Annotated in this window: 11 protein-coding genes; 8 read left to right on the forward strand and 3 right to left on the reverse strand. The window is 70.0% G+C overall.

The window, feature by feature from the left end:
* Positions 1-19 precede the first annotated feature (19 nt).
* A complete protein-coding gene (locus I0K15_RS14575) occupies positions 20-733 on the forward strand; it encodes an FG-GAP repeat domain-containing protein (protein ID WP_196102230.1) in 714 nt (237 codons plus the stop codon).
* 129 nt (positions 734-862) lie between these two features.
* On the opposite strand, the gene purD is transcribed toward I0K15_RS14575, so the two are convergent.
* Positions 863-2,119, reverse strand: coding sequence for a phosphoribosylamine--glycine ligase (gene purD, locus I0K15_RS14580; RefSeq protein WP_196102231.1), 1,257 nt, complete (start codon positions 2,117-2,119; stop codon positions 863-865).
* 159 nt (positions 2,120-2,278) lie between these two features.
* Between purD and gpmI the strand changes: the two genes are divergently transcribed.
* Genes gpmI through I0K15_RS14600 form a run of 4 tightly spaced genes read left to right on the forward strand, consistent with a single transcriptional unit; the run spans position 2,279 to position 6,739 of the window.
* Positions 2,279-3,799: a 2,3-bisphosphoglycerate-independent phosphoglycerate mutase gene (gene gpmI / locus I0K15_RS14585; RefSeq protein WP_196102232.1), complete on the forward strand. Its 1,521-nt coding sequence runs from the start codon at positions 2,279-2,281 to the stop codon at positions 3,797-3,799.
* Entirely contained in the window at positions 3,799-4,905 is a 1,107-nt protein-coding gene (locus tag I0K15_RS14590; RefSeq protein WP_196102233.1) for a murein hydrolase activator EnvC family protein, read from the forward strand. The genes gpmI and I0K15_RS14590 overlap by 1 nt, the downstream gene beginning before the upstream one ends.
* A gap of 23 nt (positions 4,906-4,928) precedes the next feature.
* On the forward strand, positions 4,929-6,248 hold the full coding sequence (locus I0K15_RS14595; protein ID WP_196102234.1) for a S41 family peptidase: 1,320 nt from the start codon (positions 4,929-4,931) through the stop codon (positions 6,246-6,248).
* A 53-nt stretch (positions 6,249-6,301) separates the two neighbouring features.
* Positions 6,302-6,739 (forward strand): RNA pyrophosphohydrolase, encoded by a 438-nt coding sequence (locus I0K15_RS14600; protein WP_230374410.1) that lies wholly within the window; start codon positions 6,302-6,304, stop codon positions 6,737-6,739.
* On the opposite strand, the gene I0K15_RS14605 is transcribed toward I0K15_RS14600, so the two are convergent.
* Together I0K15_RS14605 and I0K15_RS14610 are read right to left on the reverse strand one after the other, a co-directional pair.
* Positions 6,736-7,218 (reverse strand): hypothetical protein, encoded by a 483-nt coding sequence (locus I0K15_RS14605; RefSeq protein ID WP_196102235.1) that lies wholly within the window; start codon positions 7,216-7,218, stop codon positions 6,736-6,738. The two genes, I0K15_RS14600 and I0K15_RS14605, sit on opposite strands and share 4 nt — an antisense overlap.
* Before the next feature lie 5 nt (positions 7,219-7,223).
* Positions 7,224-7,769, reverse strand: a complete 546-nt coding sequence (locus I0K15_RS14610) for a DUF1285 domain-containing protein (protein ID WP_422393985.1) — start codon at positions 7,767-7,769, stop codon at positions 7,224-7,226.
* Positions 7,770-7,896: 127 nt separating this feature from the next.
* Here I0K15_RS14610 and I0K15_RS14615 point away from each other — a divergent pair, with 127 nt between their 5' ends.
* The 3 genes from I0K15_RS14615 to I0K15_RS14625 all read left to right on the forward strand — a co-directional run bounded on the left by I0K15_RS14615 (position 7,897) and on the right by I0K15_RS14625 (position 12,622).
* A complete protein-coding gene (locus I0K15_RS14615) occupies positions 7,897-8,898 on the forward strand; it encodes an AAA family ATPase (protein WP_196102237.1) in 1,002 nt (333 codons plus the stop codon).
* Between the two features lie 70 nt (positions 8,899-8,968).
* Positions 8,969-9,838: a DUF58 domain-containing protein gene (locus tag I0K15_RS14620; protein WP_196102238.1), complete on the forward strand. Its 870-nt coding sequence runs from the start codon at positions 8,969-8,971 to the stop codon at positions 9,836-9,838.
* 27 nt (positions 9,839-9,865) lie between these two features.
* Positions 9,866-12,622: a DUF4159 domain-containing protein gene (locus tag I0K15_RS14625; protein WP_196102239.1), complete on the forward strand. Its 2,757-nt coding sequence runs from the start codon at positions 9,866-9,868 to the stop codon at positions 12,620-12,622.

Below are 12,622 nucleotides of genomic sequence, written 5' to 3' on the forward strand. Positions count from 1 at the left end.
CGGAGCGCGGCGTCGGTCGATGCGCGCCTTGCACCGTTTCGCCCGCCGCGGATTGCTGACGGCGGGCGTTTTGCTGGCCGGGCCGGCGGCGGCGGAAGCGCCCTGCGACGGGGCGGTCTGTTTCGCCGAGCCGGTGGCGCGCTACGGCCATGCGGTGCTGGGCGACACGCCGGAATGGGCCGCGCTCGACGGCCCCGGCGGGCGCTTCGTGTTGCCGGAGCACCGTGTTTTCGAGGATCTCGTGCCGCGGCTTGCCGATCTCGACGGCGATGGGCGGGACGAGGCGGTGGTGGTGGAGAGCGACACGCGGCAGGGCGCCCGCCTCTCGGTCTATGCGCTGCCGGAGGAGGGCGCGCCGGAGCTTCTCGCCGCCACACCCTTCATCGGGCGATCGTTCCGCTGGCTCGCGCCGGTGGGGATCGCGGATCTCGATGCGGACGGACGGCTGGAGATCGCCTATGTCGAGACGCCGCATATCGGGGGCACCCTGCGGATCTGGACACTGCGTGAGGGGGCGCTGCTGCAGGAGTACGCCGCGCCCGGCTTTTCCAACCACCGGATCGGGCAGGATTTCATTCCGGGCGGCATCCGGGACTGCGGCCCCGGGCCCGAGATGGTGACTGTGGATGCGGGTTGGTCGCGGGTGCTGGTGACGCGCTGGACGCCGCGGGGCTACGAGACTGAGGATGCGGGGCCGGTTGACGACCTCGTTCGCGTGCTGGCCTGCGGGTAGTGCGGGTCTTCTCCAGATACGGTTTCGCCCTGACGGGCGAGGATATTTAGGACAAGGAGGAAGGGTGTACCTTCTTCTTGCTTCAAGTATCCCCGCCGGAGGCCGGGCAGGGCCAAGCGCGCCGATAGATCAGAGGGCGCGCCAGCCGATGTCGCGCCGGTGGAAGCCGCCGGGCCAGTCGATCCGGTCGACGATGCCGTAGGCGCGGTCGCGGGCCTCGGCAAGGGTCGCTCCGCGGGCGGTCACGTTGAGGACCCGGCCGCCGTTGGAGAGGGTGCAGCCGTCCTTCTCCGCCGTTCCGGCGTGGAAGATCTGCACGAGCGGATCGGTGACCTCTGGCAGGCCTATGATCTCACCCTTGGCGTAGCTGCCGGGATAGCCCTTCGCTGCCAGCACCACGGTCACGGCGTGATCCGCGGCCCAGTTGAGGCGGGCGTCGGCGAGCCGTCCCTCCGCCACGGCGAGCAGCGCGTCGAGCGCCTGGGCGCCGAGGCGGGCCATCAGGATCTGGCATTCGGGGTCGCCGAAGCGGGCGTTGAACTCGACCAGACGCGGGGCGCCGTCCTCGATCATCAAACCGGCATAGAGCACGCCCTGATAGGGCGTACCGCGGCGGCAGAGCTCTGCGAGGCAGGGCTCCACGATCTCGGCCATGGCGCGGTCGTGCACGGCGTCGGTGAGGACCGGGGCGGGGGAGTAGGCGCCCATGCCACCGGTGTTCGGCCCCGCGTCGCCGTCGAAGGCGCGCTTGTGGTCCTGGCAGCCTTCGAGCGCCAGCGTCGCCTCACCGTCGGTGAGGACGAAGAGGGAGGCTTCCTCGCCCGTCATGAATTCCTCGATCACGACCTCGGCGCCGGCATCGCCATAGGCGCCGCCGAACATGTCGTCGATGGCGGCGAGGGCCGTGGGTTCGTCCGTCGCCACGGTCACACCCTTTCCGGCGGCGAGGCCGTCGGCCTTGATGACGATGGGGGCGCCCTGGGCGGTCACGTAGTCCTTCGCCGTCTGCGCCTCGGTGAAGCGGGCATAGGCGGCGGTGGGCGCGCCGGCGGCTTCGCAGAGTTCCTTGGTGAAGGCCTTCGACGCCTCGACCCGTGCGGCGGCCGCACTCGGCCCGAAGGTTAGGACGCCCGCGGCGCGGAGCTCGTCCGACACGCCCGCGGCCAAGGGCGCTTCCGGCCCGATCACCACGAAATCGATCGCCATCTCGGCGCAGAAGGCGCAGACCGCGCCGCCATCCTCGGGGTCGAGCCGCACGCATTCGGCCACATCCGCGATCCCCGCATTGCCGGGCGCGCAGAACAGCCGGTCGCATTTGGGGTTCTGCGAGATCGCCCAGGCGAGCGCATGTTCCCGCCCGCCGCCGCCGAGGATGAGGATGTTCATGGGGCCTCCTAAGATGTTGGCGCGCATCTAGGCGGAGGGCCCGGCCTGTTGCAACCGTGGCGGCCTCCGGCGGGGATATTTGGACAAGCTGGAAGGCATGCTTGCCGCAGGGCGTGCGCACCGCCTATGTCTGCGGAAAGGCTGAGCAGGAGAAGTCCCATGTCCGCACCCCGTCCCGTGATCCTGTGCATCCTCGACGGCTGGGGGCTGCGGGCCGAGCGGGAGGCGAATGCCGTCGCTCTCGCGGAGACGCCAAACTTCGATCGGGTGATGGCGGAGTGCCCGAATGCGAAGCTCGCCGCCCACGGTGCCGATGTGGGCCTGCCGGACGGGCAGATGGGCAATTCGGAGGTCGGGCACACCAACATCGGGGCGGGTCGCGTGGTCTGGATGGACCTGCCGAAGATCGATAATACGATTGCGGAGGGGGCGTTCGACACCAACCCGGCGCTGGTCGGGCTGATCGAGAAACTGAAGGAGACCGGCGGTACGGCGCATCTTATGGGCCTCGCCTCGCCCGGCGGGGTGCATGCGCATCAGCGGCACATCGCGCGGGCGGCAGAGGTTATCGCAGCCGCCGGGGTGCCGGTGGCGATCCACGCCTTCACCGACGGGCGCGACGTGGCGCCGAAATCGGCGCGGGAACAGTTGCATGAGCTGGAGGAGGCGCTGCCGGGCGGGGCGGCCGTGCGCACCGTGGTCGGCCGCTTCTATGCCATGGACCGCGACAACCGCTGGGACCGGGTGCAGGCGGCCTATGAGCTGATCGCCTCGGGCACCGGTGAGACCTACGAGAATGCCGACACCGCCATCGCCGCCGCCTACGACCGGGGCGAGACCGACGAGTTCATCGCGCCGTCGGTCATCGAGGGCTATGGGGGGATGGCCGAGGGCGACGGGCTCCTGTTCCTCAACTTCCGGGCCGACCGGGCGCGGGAGATCCTCGCCGCCTTTCTCGACCCGGAGTTCGAGGGGTTCGAGCGGACGCCGCCGGAGCTCTCGACGTCTGTCGGGATGGTCGAGTACTCCGACCGGCATAACGAGTGGATGGAGGTGATGTTCCCGGCGGAGGACATCCCCAACACGCTCGGCGAATGGGTGGCCAAGCACGGCAAGCACCAGTTCCGCATCGCGGAGACCGAGAAGTATCCGCATGTGACCTTCTTCCTCAACGGCGGCGTGGAGACGCCGAACGAGGGGGAAGATCGCACGATGCCGAAATCCCCCAACGTGAAGACCTACGACATGCAGCCCGAGATGAGCGCCGGTGAGGTGACGGATCGGCTGGTCGAGGCCATCGGCTCGGGCACCTACGACCTTATCGTGGTGAACTACGCGAACCCTGACATGGTGGGGCATACCGGTGACCTGGAGGCGGCGAAGGCCGCGTGCGAGGCGGTGGATGCCGGGCTCGGCCGGGTGTTCGACGCGCTGGAGAGCGCGGGCGGCGCCATGATCCTGACGGCGGATCACGGGAACTGCGAGACGATGGTCGATCCGGAGACCGGCGGGCCGCACACTGCGCATACGCTGAACCCGGTGCCCGTGGTGCTGATCGGCGGGCCGGAGGGAGCGGTGATGCGCGACGGGCGGCTGGCCGACCTTGCGCCGTCGCTCCTGAAGCTCATGGAGCTCGATCCGCCGGCCGAGATGAGCGGCAAGCCGTTGTTTTCTGTCTGATGCGCGCGCTTCTCCTCGTTCTGACCCTGCTCGCGGCCCCGGCGTTTGCCCAGGCCCCTGCCGATCGTGCGGCGGCCGCCGCAGCGCAGATCGCAGGGGCGGCCGAGGCGCTGGAGGATCTGCGGGACGGGGCCGACCGCCTCGCCCAGCTTGGCCGGATCGTGCAGAGCTATGAGGCGGGGCTTGCGGCACAGCGCGAGGCGGCGCGCGATCTTGCCCTGCGCCGCGACGTGCTCGCGGCCGAGATGGCGCGGGAGGAGGAGCGCCTCTCCGCCGTGCTCGGCGCGCTCCACCAGGTGGTCCGCACGCCCGGGCCGCTCCTGATGATCCATCCGCAGGGGCCGGAGGGTGCGGCGCGCGCGGCCCAGGCGCTGGGCGGCGTCGTCCCTCAGCTCCAGGCTGAGGCGGACGGGCTGCGCGCGCTGATGATCGAGCTCGACATCCTCGCGACCGAGCAGGAGCGGGCGGAAAGCGTGCTGCGCGACGGGTTGGAGGGGGTGCGCCGCGCCCGCATCGCGCTGTCCGCGACGCTGGAGGGGCGCGGTGCGCCCGATGCGCCGGGGGATGCCGATCTGCTCACCCGGCTGCGCGATGATGCCGGTACGCTCGAAAGCTTCGCCCGGCTGCTCGCGCGGCAGGCCCGTCCCACCGGGGACGCCGCGGATTTCGACGATGCGCGCGGCCGATTGACGCTGCCGCTGCCCGGCGAGATCGTGGCCCCCTTCGGCACCCGCGCACCCGATGGTGCCATCCAGCAGGGCGTTGTCGTGGCCGCCGAGGGTGTCACGCAGGTCGTCGCCCCCTGGACAGCTACGCTGCGGTTCACCGGGCCGTTTCTCGATTACGGGCGCATCGCGGTGCTGGAGCCGGCACCGGGTTGGCTGCTGATCCTCGGAGGGCTCGACGAGGTGCAGCGCAGCCCCGGCGAAGTGGTGCTTCAGGGTGAGCCTGTCGGACGGATCACGCAAACGCGCGCCCGCGTCGCGGGCTTTGCACTTGAACCCGACCCCGAATCCAGCCCAAATCCTAAGAGATTGCTATATGTCGAGCTGCGGCGGGGGGGTGTACCGGTAGATCCCGCGAGCTGGTTCGAAGTGGGACCATAGAACAGGTGACGAGGTAAATCCCGATGAACAAGATGTTTCTGGCCGCCTTTGCGGGCACGCTGTCGGGGGTTCTCGTCACGACGCAACTCGCCGCTCCGGTTCTGGCGCAGGACGGCCCGTCCTCCCGCTCAACCTACGAGTATCTGGATCTGTTCGGGAATATCTTCGAGCGGGTGCGCGCGGATTACGTGGAGCAGGTCGACGACCGTGAGCTGATCGAGAGCGCGATCAACGGCATGCTGACCTCGCTCGACCCGCATTCGAGCTACCTGCCGCCCGATGCCTTCTCCGACATGCGCGAGCAGACGCGCGGCGAGTTCGGCGGCCTCGGCATCGAGGTGACGCAGGAGGACGGCTTCGTAAAGGTCGTCTCCCCGATCGACGACACGCCCGCGGCGGAAGCCGGGATCATGGCGAACGACTTCGTCACCCACGTGGATGGCGAGAGCGTGCTGGGTCTGACGCTGAACGAGGCGGTTGAGCTGATGCGCGGGCCCGTGGGCTCCGAGATCGTGATTACCATAGTGCGCGAGGGCGAGGATCCGTTCGAGGTGACGCTCGTGCGCGACACCATCCAGATCCGCGCCGTCCGTGGCCGGGTGGAGGGCGACGCGGTGGTGCTGCGTCTGACGACCTTCAACCAGCAGACCTTCCCTAACCTGCGCACCGAGATGGAGGAGCAGATCGCCGAGCTCGGCGGGATGGAGAACGTCACCGGCGTCGTGCTCGACCTGCGCAACAACCCCGGCGGCCTGCTCGACCAGGCGGTCCGGGTCTCCGACGCGTTCCTCGAGCAGGGCGAGATCGTCTCGACCCGCGGCCGCACCCCGGCGGAGAGCGACCGCTACAACGCCGAGCCCGGCGACATTGCCGAGGGCAAGCCGATCGTGGTGCTGATCAACGGCGGCTCCGCATCGGCCTCCGAGATCGTGGCGGGTGCCCTTCAGGATCATCGCCGCGCGATCATCGTGGGGGAAAAGAGCTTCGGGAAAGGCTCGGTCCAGACCATCGTTCCGCTGCAGGGCAATGGCGCGATGCGGCTGACCACGGCGCGCTACTACACGCCGTCCGGCCGCTCGATCCAGGCGCTCGGCATCGAGCCAGACGTCATTGTCGCCCAGCGCGCCGCCGGTGAGGAGCTGGACGACGGTGTGATCCCGCAGCGATCCGAAGCGGATCTGCGCGGCTCGATCAGCAATGACAGCCTGACCGAGGATGAACTGCGCCAGCTCGAGGAAGAGCGTGAACGGCTGGAGGCCGATGCGCTGCTGCGCAACGACGACTTCCAGCTTGCCTATGCGCTCGACGTGCTGCGCGGCCTCGCGGTCTACGCCAACCGGTGAGCCTGACCGACGCGGAGATTGCCGCGCTCCCCTACCGCCCGTGCGTCGGCGTCATGCTGACGGACGGGCGCGGGCGCGTCTTCGCGGGCACCCGTGCGGACATGGCTGAACCTGCCTGGCAGGCGCCGCAGGGTGGGATCGATCCGGGTGAGGACGCGGCGCAGGCGGCCCTTCGTGAGCTCTGGGAAGAGACGGGCGTTCCCGCGGAGGCTGTTACGGAAATCGCCCGCACCGCCGACTGGGTCCACTACGACCTGCCGCGCGACAAGATCGGCGTGGTCTGGAAGGGGAAGTGGCGCGGGCAAAAGCAGCTCTGGTTCCTGCTGCGCCTCAATGCCGGGGACGACGCCATCGACATCGCGACGGAGCATCCTGAGTTCTCCGACTGGCGCTGGATGACCCCGGGCGAGCTGGAAGCCGCCATCGTGCCTTTCAAGCGCCCGGTCTATGCGCAGGTGTTGCGCGAGTTCGCGCCGCATCTCGCGGGCTAGCGGGCGAGGCAGGGCGTCCCGGCCCAGAGGGCGCTGACTTCGCCGCCGTCGATCAGTCCCGAAAAGCCCTCGGCACTGAACTCGCGGCCCAATGAGGTGGGCTGCACTTCGGTTGCGTAGGCCTCGCGCAGGGTCGTCTCGCGCACGCCGACGCCGATGCCTTCGGGCGATCTGGGGCTGGTGGAGGCGGCCGTGAACCAGCCATCGAAGGCGCCGTCTCGGAACAGCAGCTCCAGCCCGGCCCAGCGAGAGAGCTCTGCGGGGCCGCCGCCGCACTCCGGATTGCTCGACCGGACGGGCCGGGTGCCCAGTGTCTCGCTCACCCGCTGTTCCACCTGCTCGCGCGGCGTGCCGAAGGGGATCTGTTCCAGCCGTCCGGGGGCGGAGACGACGAGGCCGTCAGGCGCGAGCACCACGCGGCCCGGCTCGGCCATGGGGGCGCAAGCGGCCAGCGCCGCCGCAAGGATCAGCCAGCGCATGGGCTCTAACTCACCCCGACCAGTTCGCGCACCGGGATGAAGGGGAAGAACACGCCGTCCGACCAGACGCCGAACCAGTCCTCGCCCTCCACGCCATGCGCCTCGCCGATATCGACCAGCCGGTAGAAGCTCTTGCGGTCGATCAGCGCATCGAGGCCGCGGCGGATGTGGATGTAGGGGGAGGGCTCACCGGTCTTCGCATCCCGCGTCACCCGGATCTGATGGGCCTGCCCGGCGACCACGCTGTCGCCCACATGGGTCGTGAACGTGATCTTCGCGGCCGCGCCTTCGCCCTCCACCGTAAAATCGGTCGCGACGAAGGGCGCGTCGTCCACCACGATCCCGACCTTCTCGACCGGGGTGACGAGGAAGAACTTGTCCCCCTCCTTTTTCAGGATCGAGGAGAAGAGCTTAACCAATGGTTTACGACCGATCGGCGATCCTTGGTAGAACCAGGTCCCGTCACGCGCGATGCGCATGTCGAGATCGCCGCAGAAGGGCGGGTTCCATGTTTCGACGGGCGGCAGGCCTTTCGGGGCGGCCCGGCGCACCGCGCTTGCCAGCCCATCTGCCGAAGGCTTTGCATTTTGTGACTTCACCAAGCTGTGCCTTTCTGTCCGGCGACATTACCTCATTCATATAATAGGCTGGCGGCCGACAACGACAGGGAACGATGCCATGAGTGACAATCTGCTGCGGGAGATCGAGGAGGCGGGCCACGCCATGGGCGAGGTGCGCCGCATGGTCGCGCGCCGCGTCATCGGTCAGGAACAGGTGGTGGACCTGGCGCTCGCGGCGATTCTTTCGGGTGGTCACGGCCTTCTGGTAGGGGCTCCGGGTCTTGCGAAGACCCTGCTCGTCGAAACGCTGGGCACCGTGCTGGGCCTCTCGGCCAACCGCGTACAGTTCACACCGGACCTGATGCCGTCCGACATTCTCGGGGCCGAAGTGCTCGAATCGACGCCAGACGGGGGACGGGCCTTCCGCTTCATCGAGGGGCCGATCTTCACGCAGCTCCTGATGGCGGACGAGATCAACCGGGCCGGTCCCCGAACGCAATCCGCACTCCTGCAGGCGATGCAGGAGGGTCACGTGAGTGTTGCGGGCGAGCGGCGCGACCTCGCCCAGCCCTTCCATGTGCTTGCGACCCAGAACCCGATCGAGCAGGAGGGGACCTATCCGTTGCCCGAGGCGCAGCTGGACCGCTTTCTCTTCCAGATCGACGTGGATTATCCGGAGCGCGACGTGGAGCGGGCCGTGCTGCTCGCCACCACCGGGACGGAGATGGAGGAGATCTCCACCGTGCTCGATGCGCCGAAGCTGATTGCGATGCAGCAGACCCTGCGTGCGATGCCGGTGGGCGAGCAGGTGGTGGAGGCGATTCTCGACCTCGTGCGCGCCGCGCGCCCCGGCACCGACGAGGCGGGCGCGGAGCTGAGCGAGGCCGTCGCCTGGGGCCCAGGGCCGCGCGCCGCGCAGGCCCTGATGCTGGGCGTGCGTGCCCGCGCGCTGCTCGACGAGCGGCTGGCGCCGGATCTCGACGACGTGGCGGCCCTCGCGCGCCCCGCGCTCACCCACCGCATGGCACTGGGCTTCGCCGCCCGGGCCGAGGGCGTGTCGCTCGGCGCGCTCATCGACGGGCTGGTGGAACAGCGGCTCGGCACGCAGGCGGCTGCATGAGGCGCGCCGTCTTCTTCTCTGTCCCAATATCCTCTCTGGAGGCCGCCGCGTCAGCGGCGCGAACGCGTCCTTGAGCGCCGCCGCCCGGACCCTGCGCGCCCGCGCCGATGCCACCTCCGCCCCGCTGCCCGCCCTGCGGGTCCGGGCCGAGCGGCTGGCGGCGACCATCGTTCTGGGCGAGCACGGACGGCGCCGCGCCGGCATGGGCGAGGAGTTCTGGCAGTACCGCCAGGCGGTTCCGGGCGATGCGGCAAGCTCCATCGACTGGCGCCGCTCTGCGCGGTCGGACGCGACCTTCATCCGGCAGACCGAGTGGTCGGCGGCACAGACCGTGACGCTCTGGTCGGACGCCGCCCGCTCCATGGCCTATCCGGAGACCGGGGAAACGAAGGCGGAGCGTGCGGCCCTCCTGGCCTTGGCGCTCGCGATCCTGCTCAACCAGGGCGGTGAGCGGGTGGGGCATGCTGCCCCCGATCTGCGGCCGGCGACGGGTCGGATCCAGCTCGACCGGCTCACGGCGCTGCTGGGGCGCGAGGGTGGCGGCTGCGACTACGGCCTGCCCCCGGCGGCCACGCAGGGCACGTCGACCCATGTCCTCTTCTCCGATTTCCTGGCCCCGGGCGAGGAGCTCTTCGAGCGGCTCACCCATATCGGGCGGCAGGGCGAGCGGGGCGTTCTGGTGCAGATCCTCGACGAAAGCGAGGAAGCCTTCCCCTTCGACGGCCGCACCGAGTTCCGCTCCATGGGCGGTGCCGTCCGGTTCGAGACCGAGCGCGCGCGGGCGTTGCGCAGCGACTACCGTGCCAAGCTCGAGGAGCGGCGACGGCGCCTGGCAACTCTTGCTCGCCGCGCCGGATGGCTGTTCCATGTTCATCATGTGCAGACGCCGCCGCGCGCGGCGCTGATCTGGCTTCACGGCGCGCTGGGGGACGTGCGGTGAGGCGGTTGAGTACAAGGACCTGATTTCATGTGGACCCTCGGCGCCCTCGGCTTTACCGCACCTCTGCTTCTGGCCGCGCTCATCGCGCTGCCGGTGCTGTGGTGGCTGCTGCGCGCGACCCCGCCCGCGCCGGTGCGGCGGCGCTTTCCCGGGGTCTCGCTGCTACTGGGGCTGGAGGATCCGGAGCGGATGCCGGCCCGTACGCCGTGGTGGCTGCTGCTCTTGCGGATGCTCGCCGTTGCGTTCGCGATTATCGGCCTGTCGGGCCCCGTGCTGAACCCGGCGGCGGAGGGGGACGGCGACGGGCCGCTCCTGATCCTGATGGATGGCGGCTGGGGAAGTGCGCCCGACTGGCCCACCCGGCAGGCCGAGGTCGGCACGCTGCTCGACCAGGCGGCGCGGACCGGGCGGCCGGTGCACCTCGTCTCGCTATCCGATCCCGATCCCGACCTTGAGCCGCGCCCGGCGGAGGACTGGGCCAACCGGCTCGAAACCCTGCAACCCCAGGCCTGGGCGCCGGATCGCGCGCGCCTTGCCGAGGTGGTGGAGAGCGGCGCGCTGGAGTTCGGCCAGACGGTCTGGCTCTCTGACGGACTCGGCGCCGAGGACGGCCTTGCCGAAGCGCTCCTCGCCCGCGGGCCAGTGCGTGTCGTCCCGCCGCTGCGCGAGCCGATGGCGCTGTCGCCGCTGCGCTTCGAGGACGGGCAGCTCCTGACCACGGTGCTGCGTGCCGAGGCGAGCGGAGCAGGCAGCACGACTGTCAACGTTATCGGCGCCGACACGACCGGAACCGAGCGGGTGCTCGATGCCGTTCCCGTCGTCCTGCCGGCCGGGGAGACCGAAGTGGAGGTCGCCATCGACCTGCCGCTGGAGGTGCGCAACCGCGTCTCCCGCGCCGCTCTTCAAGGCATCAACGCCTCCGCTGGCGCCGTAGCGCTGGCCGATGATGGGCTGAAGCGGCGGCGCGTGGCGCTCGTCGCAGGGGCGCAGCGGCAGGAGGGGCTGCGCCTGACGGCACCGCTGCACTACCTGCGCTCCGCCCTCGACCCGATCGCCGACGTGGTGGAGCCGCCGCTGGCGGATGTGCTCGACACCAACCCGGACGTCATCATGCTCGCCGATGTGGCCGCACTCTCGAGCCTGGAGACGCAGGAACTGACCGAGTGGGTGGAGAATGGCGGCCTGCTGGTGCGCTTCGCGGGGCCCCGGCTCGCGGCGAGCGGCCTCGGCCAGACCGTGCGTGATCCGCTGCTGCCGGTGCGGCTGCGCGCAGGTGGCCGCTCCGTCGGCGGGACGATGAGCTGGGGCGCGCCGAAGCGCCTGCGCCCGTTCCCGGCCGGCACGCTCTTCGACGGGCTCACCCCGCCAGAGGAGGTGGAGATCACGAGCCAGGTGATGGCCCAGCCCGACCCGGATCTGGCCGAGCGGACGCTTGCGGCGCTGGAGGACGGCACCCCGCTCGTAACCGCGCGCGACGTCGATCGCGGTCGGGTGATCCTGTTCCATGTCACTGCGACGACAAGCTGGTCGAGCCTGCCGCTTTCTGGCCTGTTCCTTGACATGCTCGAACGGATCGTGCGCACCGCTCAGGTGGGCGAGGATGCGGGCGACGCGCTGGCAGGCGCTGTCTGGGCCGCCGATCAGGTGCTCGATGGCTATGGTCAGCTTGGTCCGGCGCGCGGGCTCTCCGGCGTCGAGGGTGAGCGGCTGGCCGAGCAACCGGTCGGTCCCGACGCGCCGCCGGGCTACTACGTGGCGGGCGAGCGGCGCGCGGCGATCAACGTGACGAGCGCGTCGGCGGAGATGGTGGCACTCGACCTGCCCTCCGGCGTCGTGGTCACCGGCTTCACCGAACGGGCGGAGCGCGATCTGAAGCCCGCGGCGCTGACCATCGCCGTCCTGCTTCTGCTCACCGACATCCTCGCCACCTTGGCCCTCGGTGGTCGCCTGCGGCCTGCCGCACGGGCCGGGATGGGTGTTGTGCTGGCCCTGATCCTGCTGCCGGGCACGGCGCGCGCCCAGCAGGAACTGGAGAACAGCCAGGCGCTATATGCCGCGACCGAGACCGTGCTCGCCTATGTCGAGACCGGCGATGGCGAGATCGACCGGATCAGCCGCGCGGGCCTCACCGGCCTGTCGGTCACCCTGACCCGCCGCACCGCGGTGGAGCCCGCGCCGCCCGTCGGCGTGAACGTGGAGGAGGACGAGCTCGCCTTCTTCCCGCTGCTCTACTGGCCCGTGACCGAGGCGCAATCGCCGCCCTCGCCCGACGCGGTGGAGCGGCTGAACACCTACCTGCGCGGTGGCGGCATGATCCTCTTCGACACGCGCGATGCGCATCTGGCGGGCCGCAGCGGCGGGCCGAACGGGGCGCTGTTGCAACGGCTGGCCGATGGGCTCGACCTGCCGCCGCTCGAGCCGGTGCCGGACGATCACGTGCTCAACCGCTCCTTCTACCTGCTGGAACAGCTTCCGGGCCGCTATGTCGGCCCGCCGGTCTGGGTCGAGGCCTCATTGGCCCCGCAGGAGGTCGAGGGCGTGCCCTTCCGCACCCTCAACGACGGGGTCAGCCCGGTGCTGATTGGCGCCAACGACTGGGCGGGTGCCTGGGCGATGGACGAGCAGGGCAACTTCATCCGCCCGGTGGGCCGCGGTGTGGGCGGAGAGCGCCAGCGGGAGATCGCGCTGCGCTTCGGCGTGAACCTCGTGATGTACGTGATGACGGGCAACTACAAGTCGGACCAGGTGCACGTTCCGGCTCTGCTCGAAAGGTTGGGTCAGTGA

Source organism: Pontivivens ytuae (assembly GCF_015679265.1).
Taxonomy (GTDB): domain Bacteria; phylum Pseudomonadota; class Alphaproteobacteria; order Rhodobacterales; family Rhodobacteraceae; genus Pontivivens; species Pontivivens ytuae.